This window comes from Nocardia sp. CDC160 (assembly GCF_035818795.1).
GTDB lineage: Bacteria > Actinomycetota > Actinomycetes > Mycobacteriales > Mycobacteriaceae > Nocardia.
The window spans coordinates 135381-157498 of record NZ_JAYKYT010000002.1 but is presented as its reverse complement, the minus strand read 5'-3'; the positions used below and the strand labels follow the sequence as shown (position 1 = coordinate 157498).

Here is a 22118-nt window from a genome sequence, read left to right as displayed (position 1 = left end):
CTGTCAACACCCAGGACGCACAGCGTGTTCCCTGCGCGTTTTCCGAGCGGCATCCTGCCATCCCGGTACGACAGCATTGCGGTGCCTAAAGGGTACGAAGCCGTCGGACGCATTAGCGTGGCAGGTATGCCTGGCCTCGCTGGTGGTGACGGAACCGTTGTCTGGACCGATCGGTTCCTCGACTACACCTGGACGCCCGAGCATCCCATGCGGCCGGTCCGGCTGCAGTTCACCATGGCGTTGGCCGAGGGGCTCGGCCTGCTCGACGGAGTGGAGCGGCTCACACCGGAGCGGGCGGACGAATCGGAACTGCTGCGGGTGCACACCCACGACTACATCGAGGCGGTCAAGCACGCCCAGCAACCGCCCGGCCCCGCCCCGCTCGACCCGCCCTACGGGCTCGGGTCGGCCGACAATCCGGTCTTCCCGCACATGCACGAGGCGGCGTCGGTGATCGTGGGCGGCACCCTGGCCGCGGCCCGGGAGATCGCGGCCGGGCGCACCCGGCGGGCGGTGAGCATCGGCGGTGGCATGCATCACGCCATGCCAGCCTCGGCAGCGGGGTTCTGCGTGTACAACGATGTAGCGGTGGCCATTTCGTGGTTGCTGGACAACGGTTTCGACCGCATCGCCTATATCGACGTGGACGTCCACCACGGCGACGGGGTGCAGCGCGTGTTCTACGGGGACCCGCGGGTGCTGACCGTGTCCATCCACCAGCACCCGGCGACGCTGTGGCCCAATACCGGATGGCCCGAGGAGACCGGCGCGGGTGCGGCCGAGGGCACCGCCATCAATCTGCCCATCATGCCGGGCACCCGGGATCCGCTGTGGCTGCGCGGTTTCCACGCCGTGGTGCCGGGGGCGCTGGCGGCGTTCCGGCCGCAGATCGTCATCAGCCAGTGCGGTGTCGACACCCACCGGGAGGACCCCCTGGCCGATCTGGAGCTCAGCGTCGACGGCCAGCGCGCCGCGTTCCTCGCCATGCGCGAGCTCGCGGACCGCTATGCCGAGGGCCGCTGGCTCGCGGTCGGCGGCGGGGGATACGGGCTGATCCGGGTGGTGCCGCGCGCCTGGACCCACCTGCTGGCCACCGCGTTGGACCGCACCATCGACCCGGCCACCCCCACCCCGCCCGAGTGGCGTGCGCAGGTGAGCAGATACGCGCCCATGGTCGCCGCCCCCGAGACCATGGGCGACGGCGCGGACACCGCCTTCGCCCGCTGGGACGGACCCGGCGGCGGCCGTGAGACCGGTGACGAGCGCGCCGACCGCGCCCGCCGGGCCCTCGACACATCCGTATTGGCAACGCGCCGGGCGAGTTTCGGCCTGCTCGGCCTGGATCCGGAGGATCCCCGTGACTGACCCCGCCGATCCGACCCTGCCGTCCGGAAACGGCAGCACCGCTCCCGCGTCTCTTGGCAGCACCGCTCCCGCGGCGGTCACCCCGCCGTTGCCGCCGGACACTCCCGGTACACCGGTGAATCCGCCTCCGCCGCCGGAGCATTGGTTCGCCGATGTGCTGGCCTCCGACGGCGGCGTGGTGCGGCTGCGGCCGATCACGCCCGCCGACGCGGAGGCATTGGAGCGCTTCCACGAGGGGCTGTCGGATCGCACGCGGTATCTGCGGTACTTCGGGCCGTACCCGCGAATGACACCCAAGGACCTGTATCGGACCACGCACGTGGACTATCGGGATCGGGTCGGGCTGGTGATCGAGCTCGGCGACGAGATCATCGCGGTCGGCCGCTACGAGTACCTCGCCGATCGGCCCGGGCCGCGCGCGGCCGAGGTGGCGTTCGTGGTGGCCGACGGGCATCAGGGGCGCGGGCTGGGGTCGATCCTGCTCGAGCATTTGAACGGCGCGGCGGCCGAGAACGATATCGAGACCTTCGTGGCCGAGGTGCTGGCCGAGAACAACGCCATGGTGCAGGTGTTCCGGGACGCCGGATATCAGGTGCAGCGCAGCCGCGACGGATCGGTGCTGCACCTGGAATTCGCCATCGACCCCACCGAGGCGCTGCTGTCGGTGCGGGATTCGCGGGAGCGGGCCTCGGAGGCGCGCAGTGTCGGGAACCTGTTGTCGCCCAAATCGATCGCGGTGATCGGCGCGACGCCATCGACCAGCCGGGTCGGCGGCGCGGTGCTGGCCAACCTGCTCTCGGGCGCCTATCAGGGGCCGGTGTTCCCGGTGAACCGCAACCGCACGGCGGTGCGCGGCGTGCGCGCCTATCCGACGGTGCGCGATATTCCCGACGAAGTCGATCTGGCGGTGATCGCGGTGCCCGCCAAGGAGATCGGCTCGGTGCTCGACGACTGCATGGCCAAGGGCGTCAAGGGTCTGGTGGTGCTGACCGCCGGATTCTCCGAATCCGGGCCGCGCGGCTACGAGGCCGAGCGGGAACTGGTCGACGCCGCCCGCGCGCACGGCATGCGCGTGGTGGGCCCGAGCGCGCTCGGCATCGCCAATACCGACCCGTCGATCGCCCTGAACGCCACGCTGGCCCCGGTGCTGCCCGGGCGCGGGCGCATCGGATTCTTCTGTCAGTCCGGACCTTTGGGCGCGGCCATCCTGGGTGAGGCGGCGGCGCGGCAACTGGGGCTGTCCACCTTCGTGTCCGCCGGTAACCGCGCCGACGTCTCCGGCAACGACCTCATGCAGTACTGGGACGGCGATCCCGATACCGATGTGGTGCTGCTGTATCTGGAGACCTTCGGCAATCCGCGCAAGTTCTCCCGCATCGCGCGCCGGGTGGCCCACACCAAACCCATTGTGGCGGTGAACAGCGGCCGCAATGTGGCACGGATGGACGGGGACCGGGACCTGGACCGGTCGCTGGTGCGCAATCTGTTCGCGCAGGCCGGGATCATCCAGGTCGATTCCATCACCGAGCTTTTCGACTGCGCCATGCTGCTGGCCTATCAGCCGCTGCCCGCCGGACCGCGGCTCGCGGTGATCGGCAATAGCGCCGCGCTGAGCTGGCTGGCGGTCGACGCCGCCCGCGGTGAGGGACTCGAGGTGGGCGAGCCCATCGACCTCGGCCCGCAGGCGAGTCCGGCCGACTATCTGACCGCGGTCGCCGCGGCCGTCACCGACCCGGCGGTGCACGCGGTCATCGTCATCTACTCGCCGCCGGTGCCCGCGGCCGTCGCCTCCTACGCCGAGGCCATTCGCTCGGGAGCCCAATCCGATCCGGCCACACCGGTTCTCACCACCTTCGTCGCCGATCAGGGCATGCCCAATCTGCTCGCCACGCGCGGGCTGGGCGGCATCCTCGAACGCGGATCCATCCCCTCCTACGGCGATCCGGAGCGCGCGGCGCGCGCCCTGGCGCGGGCGCGGCGCTATGCCGACTGGCGCACCCGCCCGCTCTCGCCCATTGCCCGACCCGACGGGGTGGATACCGCGCGGGCGCGGGAGCTGGTGGGGCGGTGGATGTCCGACGACGCCGGGCACTGGCTGACCGACCTGCAGGCCGCGGAACTGCTGGGCTGCTATGGGATTCGGGTGGTGGAGTTCCAGGAGGTGCGCGACGCGGATGCCGCGGTGGCCGCCGCCGAGGAGCTCGGCTACCCGGTGGCCGCCAAGGCGACCGGCGAGATGTGGCGCAACCGGCCCGATCTCACGGGCGTCCGCCTGGACCTGTGGCGACCGGACGCCGTGCGGCGCGCCTTCACCGATCTGACCGAGATCTCCGGCAATCCGGTGCACATTCAGCGCATGGCCACCAAGGGCGTCGGCTGCACCTTCCGCGTGCAGGACGACCCGTCGTTCGGCTCGGTCATCAGCTTCGGCCTCTCGGGCACCATTATCGATCTGCTGGGCGACCGCGTGTACCGGGCGCTGCCGCTCACCGAGGCGGAATCGGCCGAGCTCATCGACGCCCCGCGCGCGGCCCCGCTGCTGTCGGGCACCGTCGGCGGGCGCGATATCGGCAAGCCGGTGGACAAGGGCGCGCTGGCCGAACTGGCGCAACGAATCTCGGCGCTCTGCGACGCCCTGCCGGAGGTGCGGGAGTTGCAGTGCGAACCGGTGCTGGCCTCGCCGGAGGGCGCGGCCGTGCTTTACGGGCGGGTGCGGATCGGGCCGGAACCCAACAGGTTCGATATCGGTCCGCGCCGAATGGGTTGAGCGGGCGTCACGAACGGCCGCGACAGGAGAAGAAGCAATCGCTTCGGAGAGGTGAACGTAGTGCAGGTAAACCAGATCGAGACGGCCACCGCGCCACTGCGCGACGATATCCGGTTCCTCGGCGGGATCCTCGGTGACACCATCCGTGACCACGAGGGCGCGGAGATCTTCGACCTCATCGAGGCCGTGCGCGTGGAGGCGTTCAAGGTGCGCCGCTCCGAGGTGGAGCGCAGCGCGGTCGCGGACATGCTGCGGGATGTGGACATCCACACCGCGATTCCGGTGATCCGTGCCTTCAGCCACTTCCTGCTGCTGGCCAATCTGGCCGAGGACCTGCAGCGCGATCGGCGGCGCGCGGTGCACATCGCGGCGGGGGAGCCGCCCCAGGATTCCAGCCTGGCCGCCACCTACCGCAAGCTCGACGCCATCGGACCCAACGGCGACCACGTCGCGGATCTCCTGGTCGACGCCCTGGTCTCCCCGGTCATCACCGCCCATCCGACCGAGACCCGGCGGCGCACCATCTTCGATGTGCAGGGCCGCATCACCGAGCTCATGCGCCAGCGCGGTCGCTACAACAAGTACGAGCCCGAGTTCGCCGAACTCGAGGTCGATATCCGGCGGCAGGTGCTGCAACTGTGGCGGGCCGCGCTGATCCGCCTGGCGCGCTTGCGGATTCAGGACGAGATCGAGGTCGGGCTGCGCTATTACGACCTGACGTTGTTCGATGTCATCCCGCGCATCAACGATCAGGTGCGGGCCGCGCTGCGCTCGCGCTGGCCCGGACACGACCTGCTGGCCCGCCCGATCCTGCGGCCCGGCTCCTGGATCGGCGGCGACCGCGACGGCAACCCCTTCGTCACCGCCGACGTGGTGCACCGCGCCACCCACCGGGCGGGCGCGGTGGCCTTCGACCGGTATCTGAAATCCCTGGTGGAACTGGAGAAAACGCTGTCACAGTCGGCGCGACTGGTACCGGTGACCCCGGAGCTCGCGGCCCTCGCCGACGCCGGATTCGACGATTCGCCACAGCGCGCCGACGAGCCCTATCGCCGCGCGATTCGCGGCATCCGGGCCCGGCTCAGCGCCACGGCCCGCCGGTCGCTGGGGGAAATCCCCACGGACGGAATCGATGTCGGCGCGGAACCGTACGCCGGGCCCGAGGCGCTGCTGGCCGATCTGAATGTCGTCGACGCCTCCATGCGCGCCTCCGGCGACGGACTGCTCGCCGACGACCAGCTGGCCGCGCTGCGGGCCGCCGTGGAGACCTTCGGTTTTCATCTGCAGGGCCTGGACATGCGCCAGAACTCCGAATCCCACGAGCAGGTCGTCGCCGAGCTGTTCGCCTGGGCCGGAGTGCATTCCGACTATGCCTCCCTCGACGAGAGCGCGCGGATCGAGCTGCTGTCCGCCGAGCTGACCACCCGCCGCCCGCTGGTCGGGCCGAACGCCAAGCTCAGCGAGCTGGCCACCAAGGAACTCGCGGTGGTGCGCGCCGCCAAGACCGCCCTGGACGATCTGGGCCCGGACACCGTGCCCAACTACATCATCAGCATGTGCACCTCGGTCAGTGACATGCTCGAGGCCGCCCTGCTGTTGAAGGAGGCGGGCATTCTCGACCCGGGCGACGCGGACACCCCGCCGTCGAGTCCGGTGGGCGTGGTGCCGCTGTTCGAGACCATCGACGACCTGCGCCACGGGGCCGAAATCCTCTCGGCCGCACTGGAAGTGCCCGCCTACGCGCGGCTGGTGGCCGCGCGCGGCATGCGGCAGGAGGTCATGCTGGGCTACTCCGACTCCAACAAGGACGGCGGCTATCTGGCCGCCAACTGGGCGCTGTATCGCGCCGAGTTGAATCTGGTGGACGCCGCCCGCAAGACCGGAATCCGCCTGCGGCTCTTCCACGGTCGCGGCGGCACGGTGGGTCGCGGCGGCGGCCGCAGCTACGACGCCATCCTGGCCCAGCCCGCCGGTGCGGTGCGCGGTTCGCTGCGCCTGACCGAACAGGGCGAGGTCATCTCGACCAAGTACGCCGACCCGGGCACCGCCTACCGCAACCTGGAAGCCCTCGTCGCGGGCACCCTGGAATCCACCCTGCTCGATGTCGAGGGCCTGGGCTCCGATGCGGAGCCCGCCTACGAAATCCTCGACGAGCTGGCCGAATCCGCGCGCGTCGCCTATGCGAAGCTGGTCCACGAGACCCCCGGTTTCGTCGACTACTTCCGCGCCTCCACCCCCATCGCCGAGGTCGCCGACCTGAACCTGGGCAGCCGCCCCGCCTCCCGCAAACCCACCAACTCCGTCTACGACCTCCGCGCCATCCCGTGGGTCATGGCCTGGAGTCAATCGCGGGTCATGCTTCCGGGCTGGTACGGCACCGGCACCGCCTTCGAGCAATGGATCGGCGACGACCCGGCCCGCCTGGCGACGCTGTCCGACCTCTACCGTCGCTGGCCGTTCTTCCAGACCGTCCTGTCGAACCTGGCGCAGGTCATGGCCAAGGCCGATATGGACATCGCCGCCGCCTACGCCGACCTGGTGCCGGACAAGGCGTTGCGCGACAAGGTTTTCGGCATGATCTGCGACGAGTACTCCCGCACCGTGCGCATGCACGCCGCCATCACCGGCACCGACGAACTCCTCGCCGACAACCCGGCCCTGGCCGAATCCATCCACAACCGCTTCCCGTACCTCGAACCGCTGAACCAACTTCAGGTCGAACTCCTGCGCCGCCGCCGCGCGGGCGACACCTCCGAACTGGTCGAACGCGGCATCCTGCTCACCATGAACGGCCTGGCCACCGCCCTGCGCAATTCGGGATAGGTAGGAAAGATCCTACGGTTGACAGGTAGGTAAACTCCTACCTATTCTCGGTGCATGCCTTACCGCTTGAAATCAGGGAATGCCGACCGAGTGTTCGGGGCGCTGGCCAATCCCACCCGGCGCGACATTCTCGAGCTATTGCTCGAGGGTGAGCAGTCGGTGCAGGTGATAGCCGAGCGGTTCGATATGGCACGGCCCAGCGTGTCGGAGCACCTGAAGGTGCTGCGGGACGCCGGGCTGGTCGCCGAGGACAAGCGGGGCAGGCAGCGGTTCTACCGAGTGGAACCGGATCCCTTGCACGACTTGCAGTCCTGGCTCGATCCGTTCGAACGGTTCTGGCGGGCTCGGCTGCGTGATCTGGGTGCGGTACTGGATGCCATGCCCGAGGAAACCGAGGAGAAGGACCGATGATGACCGACGACATCACCAAGATCGAACTGGACCACTTCTACCCGCACCCACCGGAAAAGGTGTGGCGCGCCCTGACCACTCCGGAACTCATGGGGCAGTGGATGATGCCACCCATCGGCTTCGAGCCGGTGGTGGGCAACGAGTTCGAGATGAAGGCCCAGCCCATGCCCGGTCAGAACTTCTCCGGCGAGATTCGCGGCCGGGTCCTCGAGGTCGTCGAACCCGAGCTGCTCAGCGTCACCTGGAACGACGCGCAGGCCGATCACGAGAGCGGCTGGGTCATCAGCTGGGCCCTGCGACCCGAGGGCACCGGCACCCGAATCCTGTTCAGCCACACCGGCTTCGACCCGGAGGATCAGGTCATGCAGCGGGCGCGCAGCATCATGGGCAACGGCTGGCAGGCCATGCTCGGCAACCTAGAACCCGTCATCGCCGCCGCGTAGTCGATGGACGGCACCACCGATCGGGCTGTACCGCTCCGCATATCGCCTCGAGGCGGTATCGGAAGCGGTACAGCCCGATCCGGTGCTACGGGGTATCAGCCTTGGGGGACAGGCTCTTTCGCCGGAGCCGGTGCCTGATTGCCCGTAGCGGGCGCGCCCGGCTGCCGGAGCGGCACTTCGACCAGGAACAGCGCCACCACCAAACCGATCGCGCACAGCACGGCCGACCAGGTGAAAATGCTGTCGATACCGGCGGCCACCCCGGCGAGATGCTCGTGAGCCCGCACCTGCCGGTTGAACAGCGCCCCGAACAGGGCCACGCCGAACGACCCGCCCAGGGTTCGGAACAGCGTCTGCACGCCCGAGGCCGCGCCGATGTCCTTCATCGCCACGCTGTTCTGCGCGATGAGCACGGTCATCTGCATGAGGAATCCCATGCCCGCGCCCAGCATGGCCATGTACACCCCGGCCGTGAACCGGCTGGTGTCGGTGTCCATGGTGGCCAGCGCGATGCTGCCCGCGGTCAGCAGCACGCCGCCCGCGATCGGAAACACCTTGTAGCGACCGGTCTTGCTCATTACCTTTCCCGCGATCTGCGAGACCACGATGATCGGCACCATCATGGGCAACAGCAACAACCCGGAGTTCGAGGCCGATGCGCCCTGCACGGTCTGCTGGAACAGCGGCAGGAAGCTGACCGCGCCGAACATGGCCACCCCGGCCACCACCGACAGCACCGAGACGAGCGCGAAGTTGCGGTTGGCGAACAGATTCAGCGGAATGATCGGCTCGGGCGCGCGGGTCTGCGACCACAGGAACGCGGGCAGCCCGATCGCCGCGACCGCGATCACCGTCAGGACTTGCGGTGAGTCCCAAGCGTATTGGGCACCGCCCCAGGTCGCGACGAGCACGATGGCCGAGATGGTGACCGTCAGCAGGCCCGCGCCGAGATAGTCGATCTTGGCGTTCGGTCGTCGCGCCGTCAGGTGCAGGGCGGCCTGGCACCACACGAAGGCGATGATGCCCAGCGGCAGATTCAGGTAGAACGCCCATCGCCAGCCGAGGTGATCGGTCACGAATCCGCCGACCAGCGGCCCGCCGATGGTGGCGAAGGCCATGATCGACGCGGTCATGCCCATGTACTTGGCGCGTTCGCGCGGGGGAATGAGTTCACCGATGATGGCGAACGCCCCCGCGGCCAGCCCGCCCGCGCCGATGCCCTGCAGCACGCGAAAACCGATGAGCTGGTCCATGTTCTGTGCGGCACCGGACAGTCCGGAGCCGATCAGAAAGATCGCGATCGAAGTCAGGTAGTTCTTCTTGCGGCCGAACAGGTCGCCCAGTTTGGCCCAGATCGGTGTGGATGCGGCCGTGGCCAGGGTGTAGGCGGACACCACCCAGGACAGCCGGTCGAGCCCGCCGAGTTCGCCCACGATGGTCGGCATGGCGGTGCCGATGATCATGTTGTCGAGCATGCCCAGCAGCATGGCGAGCATGACGCCGAGCAGGATCCAGCGCACATTGCGCGGTGCCCGAGCAGTGGTAATCGAGTTCATGCCTCCAGAAAACCATAACGACTAAAGAAATTCAATCGATAAGATATTTGTATGACTTAGGCAACGGTCGGTAGGGTGGTTCCCCATGAGCGGACTGCGCGAGCGGAAGAAGGCCCAGACCCGCAAGGCCCTGGCCGATGCGGCCCTGCGGCTGTTCCTGGAACGCGGCTACGACGCGGTGAGCGTCAAGGAGGTGGCCGAGGCCGCCGACGTCTCGGTGCCCACGCTCTTCGCGCACTTCCCGGACGGGAAGGAATCGCTGGTGTTCGATATGGACACCGATCGCGAGGCGGCCCTGGTGTCCGCCGTCCGCGACCGCGCCCCGGGCACGACCGTGCTGGAGGGGCTGCGCGAAAGTTTCGTGAAGAACCCGCGTCCCGGCGACACCGCGGAGATGCGCGACTTCATGCGCCTGGTCGAGGAGACCCCGGCGCTGTCGAGCTACTTCCACAAGATGTGGTTGCGGCACGAGGGCGCGCTGGCCCGGGCCATGGCCGAGGATCTCGGCCGCGAGCCCGACGATCTGGCCGTGGTGGCCTTGGCGCACTTCGTCTTCGGCGCCCTCGATGTCGCCCGCCGCGGTGACGATCCGGCGGGCGACCTCGAGCGCATCTTCGACCTGCTCGAAAAGGGTTGGGGCACAGTCCTCAAGCCGTGAAGAGGTGCGCGTGATCGCGCGCCCAGTCGGCGTAGGTGCGCGGCGCGCGACCCGTCACCCGCTCGATATCGCGAGTGACGGTGGTGTTCCCGCCCCTGCGCACGAAGGCATTACCGGCCGTCGCGCGCTCGGCGAACGTCTCGGTCCGGCCCGCCGCGATCAACGCCGCCTTGACCTGATCGAAGGGAATATCGGCGACCTCGAGCCGACGGCCCAGCGCCGCGCCCAGGATCTCCGCCTGCTCGGGCACCGACAGCGCCTCCGGTCCGGTGAGGGTGTAGATGCGGCCCGCGTGCTCGTCGGACAGCAGCACCTCGACCGCCACCGCCGCGATATCCCGCGGATCGACGACCCCCTGCGCGCCGGTCCCGGTCATATTGGGCACCGGCTGCCCGGCCTTGATGGGTTCCGCCCAGCTCAGGGTGTTGGAGGCGAAAGAGCTGGGGCGCAGGATCGTCCACGCCGCCCCGCTCTCGCTGATCGCTTTCTCCCCGGGCATGTGCCAGGTGGCGAACGGTCCCAGCAGGGTGTCGCCGGTACCGATGGCGGACAGTTTCACCAGGCGGGGGACACCCGCCGCACGCGCGGCGGCGATCAACGCGGTGTCGGTATCGGTGTCGTCGATCGACACCTGCCCGTTCAGGAATGCCGCCTGCGCCCCGTCGAAGGCGGCGGCCATGGACGCCGGATCCAGATAGTCACCCCGGACCACCTCCACTCCCTCGGGGAGCCGCGCGGCCTCCGGATTCCGGCTCACCGCACGCACTTTCACGCCCCGCTCGGCCAGCTGCCGGACGATTTCACTTCCGATGGTGCCCGTGGCACCGGTAATCACGATCATGCCCATAACCCTGCCGATCGGGCCCGCGAGGTTATAGGAAGAACCGGCACACCCGCGCTAGCGCTCGTTGGTGATGGTGCGGACGCCGAACTCGCGGGCGGTCTCCACGAAGGCGCGGATGGCGGCGTTCTCGCCCGCGGTCAGCCAGACCAGCGCCCATTCGGTGTCGGGTGCGTCGACGATCGGGATGTAGGTGATGTTGGGTGGGGTATAGGTCCAGGCGACGTGGGCGTTCATGGGGGAGACCACCGCGCCGGACATGATCAGCGGCAGGACCTCGAAGAACGAGGCCGCTTCGGGGCCGCGGGCGATCGGGACGCCGCTGGGCGTCGTGGCGGGCAGCATGCCCTCGGCCCAATAGCGTGGCACATTGCCCAGTTCCGGGAAGACGCACCCGGCCAGATCCTCCATGGTGATGGCCGCGCGGCCAGCGAGTTCGGAGGTGGTCGGGGTGGCCAGCACGCGGCCCTCGGTCATGGCCACCGGGCCGACCGACAGATCGGGTTCGCGGACCGGTAGCCAGATGAGACCGAGGTCGGCGGCCTTGGCGCGCAGCGCGGTGAACGGCTCACTGTGCGGGAAGTCCACCAATTCGACTGTGCAGTCCGGGTATCGGTCATTGAAGGCCTCGATCACCGGGTTCAGATACAAGCCCAGAATGCTCATGACCGCGATGCGCAAGGTGCCCGTGACGCTGCGGCTCGCGGCGCGAGCCCGGGTCAGGCCGCTGTCGATCAGATGCTGGGCCTGCTTGAGGTCCTCGTAGAGCCCGCGCCCGATGGGTGTCAGCACGACCGAGCGGGAGGTGCGCTCGAACAGGGTGGCCTGAACTCGCCGCTCCTGCTTCTTGATTGCCTGACTGACCCGGGCGGGCGTGATACGGAGCTTCTCGGCGGTTTTGCCGAAATGTAGCTCCTCGGCCAAGGTCAGGAAGATCTCGATATCCCGCATCTCCACGGCGCTCTCCGCCCTCCAGCCCCGCTCTCCGACCTTCGACGAGCGGAGTCACTCTACCGCAATAGCAGAGCGCTCGCTCTGTTATCCCGTGCGGGCCGCGTTCGTAAACCTCTGGCTTAACCGACCTTTCGATCATTGTCGTTGTTCCTACCTGCGCAAACTCCGAAGCTGAGTGAGGCCGCCGAACCCGGCGGCCGCACCTGCCGAAGGGAACGAACGATATGAGAATTCTCGGCGCGGCCATCACCCTGGCCGTCTCCGATCCCACGGCGTCGAGCACGTTCTTCTGCACCCACCTGGGGTTCCGCCCGACGGTGATCGACGAAGGGTCGATCTGCCTCGAGCGCGACGACCTGGACGTGGAAATCGTTCTGCGGCAATCGGAGTCGGACCCGGGCGTGCGGATGTCCTTCGACGTCTCCGACCTGATCGCCGAACAGGAGCGCCTCGCCGAGGAGGGCGCGCACATCAGCGAGCCGCTGCGCCGCGCCGCCGGGGGGACCTTGCTGCTGCGGCTCACCGACCCGAATCACGTCGAGATCGAGCTGACCCAATGGCTGCCGCCCGCGGGCTATCCCTGACGACCCACCCCATCCGAGAAGAGAATTCGATGGAATCGATACACACATCCACGACAACCGACGCGGAGCCGACCCCGCCACGCAATCCCCGCCGCTGGTGGATCCTGGTGGCGTTGTGCCTGGCCACCATCATCCTCGTCATCGACAATATGGCGCTCACGGTGGCGGTGCCCGCCCTGGCCGCCGACCTGCACGCGAGCGCCCAGGACATGCAATGGATCCTGGACTCCTACATGCTGGTGTTCGCCGGTCTGCTGCTCACCTCGGGCAGCCTGTCGGATCGATTCGGGCGCAAGCGAATCATGACCATCGGCCTGATCCTCTTCGGCGCGGCCTCGGTCCTGGCGACGGTCGCGGGCAGCACCGGAGAGCTGATCACGGCCCGCGTGGTGATGGGCATCGGCGGCGCGCTGATCATGCCCGCCGGGCTGTCGATCGTCATCAACCTCTTCGACGAGCAGGAGCGGCACAAGGCGTTGTCCGCACTCGGCGGTGTGAGCATGCTCGGCCTGATCGGCAGCCCCGTGCTCGGCGGCGTGCTGATCGACCGATTCTGGTGGGGCGCGGTGTTTCTCATCAATATCCCGATCGTGGTGGCCGCGCTGGCCGCGGTGGTGACGCTCGTGCCCGAGTCCCGCGGTCCGTGGCGGCGGCCCGATCCGGTCGGCGCGCTGCTGTCCGCCGTCGGCATGGTCGCCCTGGTGTGGACCATCACCGAATTGCCCAAGGACGGACTGCATTCCGCCGGTACCGTGACCTCCCTGATCGTGACGGTGCTCGCCCTGCTCGGCTTCCTCGGATGGGAATCGCGGGTCGAGCACCCGATGGTGCCGCTGCGGCTGTTCCGGGATCGCGACTTCGCCGGGGGCAGTGTGTCGCTCACGCTGGTGCAGATCGGCAATGGCGGTCTGCTGCTGGTGCTCACCCAGTATCTCCAGTTCGGCCTGGGGTATTCGCCGCTGAAGGCCGGAACAGCGTTCCTGCCCATGGCGATTGCGGCGCTGGTGGCCAGCGGTGCGGGCGCGGGGCTGGGGCCCAAGGTCGGCAACCGGATGCTCACGGTGGTGGGCCTGCTGCTCATGGCGGCCGGATCCCTGCTGCTGGCAAGCCTTTCCGCGGACAGCGGCTTCGGAATGATCTCTGTCGCGCTGATCGTGTTCGGCCTGGGCGGCGGGCTGGCCATGCCCGCGGCCATCGCCACCATCACCGGCGCGGTGCCGCCCGAACAGGCCGGTGTCGGGTCGGCGCTCAACGACACCATTCAGCAGGCGGGTGCGGCGCTGGGCGTCGCGGTCCTCGGCAGCCTGGTTTCGACCGTGTTCACCCACAAGATGCCGGATTCGGTTCCGGCGCAGGCCGAACACTCCCTCGGCGACGCTCTCGCCGTGGCGGCCGCGACCGGTGACAGCGGACTGGTGCATACGGCCCGCACGGCCTTCGCGGGAGCCATGACCGTCAGCTTCGGCGTGAGCGCGCTGGGCGTGCTGGCCGCGGCGGTGCTCGCCCTGATCGTGGTGCGCGGTCGGCGGCCCGAACCGCGGGCGGCGACCGACACGGACAGTCCTGACACCGTTTCCGCGGCCGTGTAAGCCGCGTGTCAGGTCGATATCAGACCCGTTCGCGACCCTGCTCCCGTCGCAACCCTCAGCATCCACCGACACCGTCCTTTCGAAAGGAACCTCCGCCGATGTTCGCTCTACTCGGGCGCATTGCCGTCAGACATCCATGGAAGGTGATAGCCCTCTGGGTCCTCGCCACCATCGCGATTGTGGGACTGGCACCGAAACTCACCGCCACCACCGACCAATCCTCCTTTCTGCCTTCGCATTACGAATCCATTCAGGCGATGGATCTGCAGCAGAAGGCCTTTCCCGACGATGTGACGCCCGCGGCGCTCATCGTGGTGGAGCGGACCGACGGGGCCCCGCTCACCACCGCCGACTCCGACCGGGTCACCACCGTCGCCGCCGACCTGTCCGGCCGGAACATCAAGGGCGTCACCGGAGTTCAGGCGACCCCGGCCGCTGCGAACCGGTCCATCCAGGTCATCGCGGTGCAGATGACCAAGACCACCGACCCGAGCGACAAGACGCAGACCGACGCGGTCAAGGCGCTGCGCGACGCCCTGCACGGGCAGGTGTCCGGGGAGCTGAAGGCCGGTATCACCGGTACGGCCGCGCAGACCCTCGACCAGACCGAATCCGGCAACAAGGGCATGGCGATCATCGGCATCGCCACCGTGGTGCTGATCCTGGTGCTGATGCTCGTCATCTTCCGTAGTCCGGTGATCGCACTGCTGCCGATCATCACCATCGGCGCGGTCTCCAGCATGGTGGGCGGATTGATCGCCATCGTCGCCCACGCCTTCGACCTGAAGGTGGACAGTTCGGTCAACTCGCTGCTGACCGTCGTATTGTTCGGTGTCGGAACGGATTACATCCTGTTCCTGATGTTCCGCTACCGCGAGCGCCTGCGCGCCGGTGAGGATGCCAAGACCGCCATGATCAGCGCGGTCACCCGGGTCGGCGAGGCCATTACCTCCGCCGCCGGAGCGGTGATCATCGCCTTCCTCGCCCTGACCCTCTCCACCCTCGGCATGTTCCGCGCCCTCGGTCCGGCGCTGGCCATCGCCGTCGCGGTCGCCGCGCTGGCGGGCCTGACCCTGGTCCCGGCCATCGTCTCGAAGCTGGGCACCAAGGTGTTCTGGCCGTCCAAGAACTGGCAGCGCGAGCCCAAGGGCGCGGTGTTCGCCGCCCTGGGCCGCGGACTCGGCCGCCGACCCGGCATGTTCGCCATCGCCGCGGGCGCGGTGCTGGTGGCCCTCGGCGTCGCCGCCTTCGGCTTCCATCCGACCTTCGACATGAGCTCCGGATCCACCTCCGACACAGCCGAATCCACCGTCTACAGCAAGGAACTGCTCAAGGGCATGCCCGCGGGCGCGACCCAGCCGTCCCTGGTCTACCTGCACTCGGACGGCACCCTCACCGACGACCAGCTCGGCACCTACCGGACCGCGCTGGCGGCCACCCCCGGCGTCGGGCAGGTGAGCGCGCCGCGCGTGTCCACCGACGGGTCCATCGCCGAATACCAGGTCACCCTGACCACCGAACCGACCTCCGACGCCGCCCTCGCCACGGTCCGCGGCCCACTGCGCGACAGCGCACACGCGGCGGCACCGGCCGGTGCCACCGCCTACGTCGGCGGAATGAGCTCGGTGCTGGTCGATTTCAAGGCCGCCATGAACCATGACTACAAGGTCGTGTTCCCGGTCGCCGCCGTCCTCATCGCCCTGGTGCTCGCGGTCCTGCTGCGCAGCGTGGTCGCGCCCTGGTACCTGATGGGCGCGGTCGGCCTCGGCTTCGCCGCCACCCTGGGCGCGGCGGTGCTGGTCTTCCAACGGGCACAGGGCAATTCGGGTCTGATCTTCTCGCTGCCGATCATCATGTACATGTTCGTCATCGCCCTGGGCACCGACTACAACATCCTCATGGTGGCCCGCCTGCGCGAAGAGGCCGCCGAGGGCAAGGACCCGCGCACCGCGGCCGCGGAGAGCCTGCGCCACACCGGCCCGACCATTGCCGCGGCGGGTGTCATCCTGGCGGGCACCTTCGCCTCGATGCTGCTGGCGGGCAATTCGATGCTGGCGCAGATGGGTTTCGCCATCTCCTTCGGCATCGCGCTCTCGGCCTTCGTCATGGCGATGTTCCTGACCCCGGCCCTGACCGCGCTGCTCGGTCGACGCGCCTGGTGGCCCGGGCGTATCGGTACCCGGCACGATGAGCCCACCGATCGCCACGACCGGACGGATCGGCGGGTCGAGCAACCCAGCTACGTGAACTGAATCCGCCGACCGACCCGGGAACCGGCTGTCCTTCGCGACAGCCGGTTTCCGCGCTAGGAAAAACCGGCACACCCACGACCTTCTCGGCTACCTACAGTGGATGTGGTGACCACCGCGCAAGCCCCGACCTCGGTTGTGACCGCCGAGGACCTCGAGCAGTTGCTGATGCCGTCGGACGTGCTGCGGCCATGGATCTCCGAGATCGCGCACATTCCGGTTGTTCGGCCCCCGGCGACGGCCTTCACGCATGTTCCGCAGGCCGCGACCACGATCGTGGTGCGGCGGGGGGTGGCCGGTCGACGGGATGTGCTGGTGGTGGGGCCGCGGACTCGGGCCACCTATGCGGATCCGAACAAACCGGCGGGGTGTACCCGGATTCGGCTGGCTCCCGGCGCGACCCAGTCGCTGCTGGGTGTGCCCGCCGTCGAATTGACCGACCGTGTCGCCTTGCTGTCCGATATGCCGGGGGTCGCCGCGAAGCTTGCCGCGGCTCTCACCGAACTCGCGCCCGAGGATGTGGCGTCGTTCCTGGAAGACGAACTCCCGCAACGCCTCTCCGAGGACGCCACCCGGCGCGATCACCGGCGGCTGGTGGGCTCCGCCGTCGCCGCCATGGACACCGCCGCCTCGGTCGGTGAGCTGGCCGCCGCGCTCGCGGTCAGCGAACGCCAGCTGCGCAACCTCTTCACGGCCGGAATCGGTGTGTCGCCCAAGCATTACGCGCGCATCGTCCGCCTGCGACAGGTCCTGTCCGCCGCGGGCAACACGCCGTGGTCCCATGTGGCCAGCGCCTCGGGCTATTACGACCAGTCGCATATGACGGCCGACTTCCGCTCCCTCATGGGCGTCCCGCCGACGGCCTACTTCCGCGGCGATGTCCCCGCGCCGAGCCCGTGCCAGACGGTGACCCGAGGCTTCACGAATTGACCGCTGCCGCACGCGCGGCGGCGATCTCGCCCTGGTGCGCGACGGCCCAGTCGGCCAGCGCCGAGAGGGGGCCCAGCAGCGATTCACCCAGCGGTGTGAGCGCGTATTCGACGGTCGGGGGCAGGGTGGAAAACACCGTGCGCGTGATCAATCCGTCGGTTTCCAGGGAGCGCAGGGTGCGGGTGAGCATGCGTTGGCTGATGCCCTCGATCGCCCGGTGCAGCTCATTGAAGTGGTAGGGGCGGGTGCCGAGCAGGGTCAGCAGCAGGACGCTCCATTTGTCGCCGAGTCGGCGCAGGGTGTCGGTCAGCGGGCAGGCCTGGTGCTCGGCCGTGGGGACCGGCGTGTTCAGGACCGTGGCCAGCATGGAGGGCACACGCGTGTGCGTATCCGACATGAGAGTGCCTTCTTTCGCCGCTCGCTCGTGGTCTCCAGGATCGAGGTGGTCAACCCGAGGGTAGTGGAGGATTCATGACGCGCACCGTTGTCATCAGCGGAGGTACGGACGGTATGGGGCGGGCGTTCGCGCTGGCGCGGCTCGCGCGCGGGGACACCGTCTTCGCGATCGGCAGCAGTGCCGACAAGGGGGAGGCGCTGACCTCCGCGGCCGGTGCCGCGGCGGATCGGCTGCGGTTCCTGCGCGCGGATCTGAGCTCGATAGCGGAGACCGAGCGGGTGATCGGTGAGATCGGCGCGAGGACCGAGGCGATCGACGCGCTGGTGCTGTTCGCCAATCGCGTCACCCCGCATCGCATCCAGACCGCCGACGGGCTCGAGCGCACCTTCGCCCTGTACTACCTGAGCCGGTACCTGTTGGCGCACAGGCTGACTCCACTGCTCGCCCGCGGCACCGAGCCGGTGATCGTGAGTGTGTCCGGGGTCGGCGTCACCAAGGGCGAGATCCAGTGGGCTGACCCGCAACTGGTCGAGGGCTACGGTGCGGTCCGGGCGCAGTTGCAGGCCGGGCGGGCCAATGACCTGCTCGGTGTCGACTACGCCGAGCGATTCGGCGAGACGGTGCGCTTCGTGCACTACCACCCGGGCTTCACCCGCAGCGGCGACCTGTCGGCCCTGAATCCCGTGGCGCGCACGCTCATCCGAGTGCTGGCCCGCTTCTGCGCCCGGCCGGTAGGGGAGTCGATCGCGCCGATCCACGACTTCGTGGATCACCCGCCCGCGCGTCCGCTCACCGCCATCGATCGCGGTCGGGAGCTGCCATTGACCCTGCCCACCCTCGATCCCGGCAATGCCCGGCGGCTGGCGGCGCTCACCGAAGAGCTCTTGGCGATCCGGTCGATCGGCTAGATGAGCGCGATGAGGGGCTGGGTTTCCGTTGCCGGATAGACGGATTCGATGAAGGCCGTCAGGCGGATGCGGGAATCGCCGAGTCGGCCGGTGAAGACGCGCCGTCCCGCGGAGGCCTCGCGCTCGTCGGTGTCGTCGTCGAGATTCAGCGCCCGCGCCCAGGCCAGCAATTGAGTATTCGATTCGGCCGCAGACAGATCCGGGTGCACTGTGCCACAGAACTCGGCGTCCGTGCCCGCCAGCCGGGCCCGGCAGTCCCACATCCAGCTCACCGGTGGTAGCGAGGCGCCCGCGATCTCGCTCGCATAGGAATTCACCAGCTGCGACAGGGTGTCGATGGCGGCCATCGTCAGCGAATCGGTCACACGGGCCAGAGTCCCATCCCCGAGACCGCTTGGCCCGCAACCGCACTCACCCCAGCGTGTCGGTACCGCCAAAGACGGTCATACCTCGCAAACGTGATTCGCCGCCGCGCACAAGGACGCCGGTCGACTCTGCTCTCCCAGAGGGGGACGTATGGGGGAGCGGAATCGACCGGCGGTAATCGGGCCAGCGCCTCGAGATGGCCCGACGCGGGTGGGTGGAGCCGGGCAGGGGGACCAGCTCCACCGCGTGCCAACCGGTTCGGTTCGGGAACCGGCTCGCAGATTCGGGGTTAGCTGGCGTAGGCGCGCAGGCGATCGGCGCGCTCACCCTTGCGCAGCTTGGACATGACCTCGCGCTCGATCTGACGCACCCGTTCGCGGGACAGACCGAACAGCTTGCCGATCTGGTCGAGGGTGCGCGGCTGGCCGTCGTCCAGGCCGTAGCGCAGGCGGATGACCTGCTGCTCACGCTCGTCCAGGGTGGCCAGCACACTGCGCACATCGCGGTGCAACAGTCCGGCGATCACGGCGCTCTCGGCCGAGGTGGCCTCGGAGTCCTCGATGAAATCGCCCAGCGGGGCCTCTTCGTCATTGCCGACCGGCATGTCCAGGGATACCGGGTCGCGGCTGTGGTCGAGCAGGTCGGCGATCTTGTCGACCGGGATGCCCGACTCGCGGGCGAGTTCGGCGTCGGTGGCCTCGCGGCCCAGCTGCTGGTGCAGTTCGCGCTTGATGCGGGCCAGCTTGTTCACCTGTTCGACCAGGTGGACGGGCAGGCGAATGGTGCGGGACTGATCGGCCATGCCGCGGGTGATGGCCTGACGAATCCACCAGGTGGCATACGTCGAGAACTTGAAGCCCTTGGTGTAGTCGAACTTCTCCATCGCGCGGATCAGACCCAGGTTGCCCTCCTGGATCAGGTCCAGCAGCGGCATGCCGCGGCCGGTGTAGCGCTTGGCGAGGGAGACCACGAGGCGGAGGTTCGCTTCCAGCAGATGCTGGCGGGCGGCCTGGCCTTCGCGGACGAGGATCGCGAGATCCTTCTTCTTCGCGGCCGACAGACGCTTGCTCGTCTCCAGCAGGTGCTGAGCGTAGAGGCCCGCCTCGATGCGCTTGGCCAGCTCGACCTCGTCGGCAGCCGTGAGCAGTGCCGTTTTGCCGATCCCGTTCAGGTACACGCGTACCAGGTCGGCGGCGGGGCTCTGGGCGTCGAGGTCTTGTTCGCTGGTGCGCACGTCAGTGGTGGCGGGGCTTGTCATGACTTGCCTCCTGTCGGTGGTGTCTCGCTCCGTTCAACGGACCCGACATCAGGAAAGTTCCCCGCCGGACCACCGGTAAACCGCACCTGAGCTGCGGTTTTCACGCCGCACGGCTGAGAAGTTCCTGAGAAGCGCGTATCCTTGCGAACTCGCGCCCCCCGGCGGAAGGCCCTCGGTGTCCGGGTGGTTGCCGCCGCCGGGCCCGAACTTCCTGACGCGACAACCGAATACGTGCGCGATACCTGCGCGGCACGTGTGTATGGGCCTTGCCGGGGCGTCGAAATTCGAGCACGAGGGACAACGATCCGCAGGTCGCCCGCATTCCCGGGCCGTCCCGCATCGTTAGGCGGGCGACATGCGATCGTGATTGAGCTCACCGCCGCTCAGGGGCGATTTCCTCGGTTTTTCAGCGCGGGTGGATCAAGCCGTGGCGCACCAGCCCGGCCACGATGGTCATGGCCGCGGACTCGAATTCCTCGGTCGCGGGCTCGCCGGTCTCGCCGAAGGCCAGCAGCTCGATGAGTTCGCGCAGCGGCAGGCCGTCGGGGCGCATGCCCGCCAGTAGCGCGGCGGTGGTGTCGTCGACCTCGTGTTGCCAGCGCGGGCCGTCGCCGCGGTGTAGCCGGGCCACCCGCTGATCCCAGCCCGCGTCGCCGGGAAGGTAGACGCGTTCGAGGGCGGTGGCCGGATCGACCTCGTAGCGGGCATCGAGAATGCGGTCCGGGTCGGCGGCCGCGGCGCGCAGCCAGGCCGAGCGCTCGAAGTAGGCGAGCGCCTCCGTGCCCAGTGGATCGTCGAAGCCGTGGGTGAGGTCCTCGGCGAGCAGCTCGGTCGGGCCGTCGATGGCACGCAGGTAGACGAAGCCGAAACCAATGCCGACGACCCGGGATTCGGCGAAGGCGTCGAGCCAGCGTTCGGCACGCGCCTGGGCCGCGCCCTCGCGCGGATCCAATCCGGCGTCGCGCAGCCAGGTTCCGACATACAGGGCCGGATCGGCGATGTCGCGCTGCACGATCCAGGCGTCGATGCCGTGATCGGGCAGCCAGCTCGCGACGCGGCTGCGCCAGTCCTCGCCCTCGATGTGCACCCAGGAGGCGAGCAGGGCCGCGGTGCCGCCCGGATTCAACAGCTCCGGAATGCCGGAGATGACGAGTTCGCTCGCGCCGTCGAGGTGCAGGCCGGAGTCGCGGTAGGTGTGCTCGACGCGGGCCGGGCCCACCACGAACGGGGGATTGGCCACCACCTGATCGAAGCGGCGACCGGCGACCGGCTCGAACCAGGAGCCCTGCAGCAGTTCGATATCCAGATCATTGAGCGCGGCGGTGGCCTCGGCCAGCCACAGGGCGCGCTCGTTGAGGTCGGTGCCGGTGACGGTTCCGCCGTACGAGGCGGCGTGCACGGCCTGGACGCCGCAGCCGGTGCCGAGGTCCAGGACGGTGCCGACCTTGTGGGTCGGGGTGGCGCGCAGCAGGGAAAGGGAGGCCTGGCCGACGCCGAGGACGTGATCGGTGTCGAGGCTGCGGCGGCGCATGGAGTCGTCGAGATCGGACAGGACCCAGCGGGTGCCCTCGCCCAGATCGAGAGGACGCAGGTCCAGGGCGGCGCGAATCTCGGTGCCGTCGCGCTCGAGCAGGCCCGCCGCGACGGCCCGGTCGATGCTCAGCGGGGAGAAGGCCGCCGCCGCTTCGGTTTCCGTGACCGGATCGCCGAGCAGCAGCAGTCGCACCAGGGTGCCGAGCTCGCCCAGGTCCGCGGCGGCGCGGCGAACGGGGACCGGTTCGCCGCGGCCGAGGGCGGCGTGCGCGGCATCGCCCAGCGCCTCCAGGAGGGTGTCCGCGTCGTAGCGGACGCGGGTCAGGGCGGCGCGTAGGTCCGGCGCGAGGTCGGCGAGCAGGGACGATCGGGTCGTCTGGTTCGTCGGCATGAGCACGAACTCTGCCACCGCAACCCTCGGGCATTCGGCGGCGGGCCCGGTTCCAGGGGGCCGCCGGGAGGGAAACCGGTTGGTTGCTGGCGGCC

18 protein-coding genes are annotated in these 22118 nt (G+C 68.9%); 11 read left to right on the top strand and 7 right to left on the bottom strand.

The genetic code is table 11. From position 1 onward, the window contains the following. Positions 1-126: 126 nt before the first annotated feature. Genes VMT40_RS08150 through VMT40_RS08130 form a run of 5 tightly spaced genes read left to right on the top strand, consistent with a single transcriptional unit; the run spans position 127 to position 7809 of the window. The gene (locus tag VMT40_RS08150; RefSeq protein WP_326357372.1) at positions 127-1365 is read left to right on the top strand and encodes an acetoin utilization protein AcuC; all 1239 of its coding nucleotides are present in this window, start codon (positions 127-129) and stop codon (positions 1363-1365) included. Continuing rightward, positions 1358-4132, top strand: coding sequence for a bifunctional acetate--CoA ligase family protein/GNAT family N-acetyltransferase (locus VMT40_RS08145; RefSeq protein ID WP_442789935.1), 2775 nt, complete (start codon positions 1358-1360; stop codon positions 4130-4132). The genes VMT40_RS08150 and VMT40_RS08145 overlap by 8 nt, the downstream gene beginning before the upstream one ends. A 60-nt stretch (positions 4133-4192) precedes the next feature. Next, complete coding sequence (gene ppc, locus VMT40_RS08140; protein ID WP_326357371.1) at positions 4193-6955, top strand: phosphoenolpyruvate carboxylase; 2763 nt, start codon at positions 4193-4195, stop codon at positions 6953-6955. Positions 6956-7009: 54 nt separating this feature from the next. Then, the gene (locus VMT40_RS08135) at positions 7010-7366 is read left to right on the top strand and encodes an ArsR/SmtB family transcription factor (protein WP_326357370.1); all 357 of its coding nucleotides are present in this window, start codon (positions 7010-7012) and stop codon (positions 7364-7366) included. Continuing rightward, entirely contained in the window at positions 7366-7809 is a 444-nt protein-coding gene (locus VMT40_RS08130) for an SRPBCC family protein (RefSeq protein WP_326357369.1), read from the top strand. The genes VMT40_RS08135 and VMT40_RS08130 overlap by 1 nt, the downstream gene beginning before the upstream one ends. Positions 7810-7904: 95 nt before the next feature. Here VMT40_RS08130 and VMT40_RS08125 read toward each other — a convergent pair whose 3' ends face one another. Beyond that, a complete protein-coding gene (locus VMT40_RS08125) occupies positions 7905-9365 on the bottom strand; it encodes an MDR family MFS transporter (RefSeq protein ID WP_326357368.1) in 1461 nt (486 codons plus the stop codon). An 85-nt stretch (positions 9366-9450) separates the two neighbouring features. Between VMT40_RS08125 and VMT40_RS08120 the strand changes: the two genes are divergently transcribed. Beyond that, positions 9451-10023: a TetR/AcrR family transcriptional regulator gene (locus VMT40_RS08120; RefSeq protein ID WP_326357367.1), complete on the top strand. Its 573-nt coding sequence runs from the start codon at positions 9451-9453 to the stop codon at positions 10021-10023. Here VMT40_RS08120 and VMT40_RS08115 read toward each other — a convergent pair. Next, positions 10013-10864 (bottom strand): SDR family NAD(P)-dependent oxidoreductase, encoded by an 852-nt coding sequence (locus VMT40_RS08115; RefSeq protein ID WP_326357366.1) that lies wholly within the window; start codon positions 10862-10864, stop codon positions 10013-10015. The two genes, VMT40_RS08120 and VMT40_RS08115, sit on opposite strands and share 11 nt — an antisense overlap. A 57-nt stretch (positions 10865-10921) precedes the next feature. Continuing rightward, positions 10922-11815 (bottom strand): LysR family transcriptional regulator, encoded by an 894-nt coding sequence (locus VMT40_RS08110; RefSeq protein ID WP_326358529.1) that lies wholly within the window; start codon positions 11813-11815, stop codon positions 10922-10924. Positions 11816-12042: 227 nt separating this feature from the next. On the opposite strand from VMT40_RS08110, the gene VMT40_RS08105 reads away from it, so the two are divergent. From VMT40_RS08105 to VMT40_RS08090, 4 genes are all read left to right on the top strand, one after another. Continuing rightward, on the top strand, positions 12043-12402 hold the full coding sequence (locus VMT40_RS08105; protein ID WP_326357365.1) for a VOC family protein: 360 nt from the start codon (positions 12043-12045) through the stop codon (positions 12400-12402). Between the two features lie 29 nt (positions 12403-12431). Continuing rightward, complete coding sequence (locus VMT40_RS08100) at positions 12432-13991, top strand: MFS transporter (RefSeq protein ID WP_326357364.1); 1560 nt, start codon at positions 12432-12434, stop codon at positions 13989-13991. Between the two features lie 98 nt (positions 13992-14089). After that, complete coding sequence (locus tag VMT40_RS08095; protein WP_326357363.1) at positions 14090-16243, top strand: MMPL family transporter; 2154 nt, start codon at positions 14090-14092, stop codon at positions 16241-16243. A 105-nt stretch (positions 16244-16348) separates the two neighbouring features. Further along, positions 16349-17170, top strand: coding sequence for a helix-turn-helix domain-containing protein (locus VMT40_RS08090; protein WP_326357362.1), 822 nt, complete (start codon positions 16349-16351; stop codon positions 17168-17170). Here VMT40_RS08090 and VMT40_RS08085 read toward each other — a convergent pair. Beyond that, positions 17160-17567: a winged helix-turn-helix transcriptional regulator gene (locus VMT40_RS08085; RefSeq protein ID WP_326357361.1), complete on the bottom strand. Its 408-nt coding sequence runs from the start codon at positions 17565-17567 to the stop codon at positions 17160-17162. The genes VMT40_RS08090 and VMT40_RS08085 overlap by 11 nt on opposite strands. A gap of 74 nt (positions 17568-17641) precedes the next feature. On the opposite strand from VMT40_RS08085, the gene VMT40_RS08080 reads away from it, so the two are divergent. Beyond that, positions 17642-18475, top strand: a complete 834-nt coding sequence (locus VMT40_RS08080) for an SDR family NAD(P)-dependent oxidoreductase (RefSeq protein WP_326357360.1) — start codon at positions 17642-17644, stop codon at positions 18473-18475. Here VMT40_RS08080 and VMT40_RS08075 read toward each other — a convergent pair. The 3 genes from VMT40_RS08075 to VMT40_RS08065 form a co-directional block, all read right to left on the bottom strand. After that, entirely contained in the window at positions 18472-18840 is a 369-nt protein-coding gene (locus VMT40_RS08075; RefSeq protein WP_326357359.1) for a hypothetical protein, read from the bottom strand. The two genes, VMT40_RS08080 and VMT40_RS08075, sit on opposite strands and share 4 nt — an antisense overlap. A gap of 290 nt (positions 18841-19130) precedes the next feature. Next, positions 19131-20099 (bottom strand): sigma-70 family RNA polymerase sigma factor, encoded by a 969-nt coding sequence (locus VMT40_RS08070; protein WP_326308423.1) that lies wholly within the window; start codon positions 20097-20099, stop codon positions 19131-19133. Positions 20100-20505: 406 nt separating this feature from the next. Beyond that, positions 20506-22023 carry a DUF7782 domain-containing protein gene (locus VMT40_RS08065; protein WP_326357357.1) on the bottom strand — a complete coding sequence of 506 codons (1518 nt, stop codon included), beginning with the start codon at positions 22021-22023 and terminating at the stop codon, positions 20506-20508. Between the last annotated feature and the right edge of the window lie 95 nt (positions 22024-22118).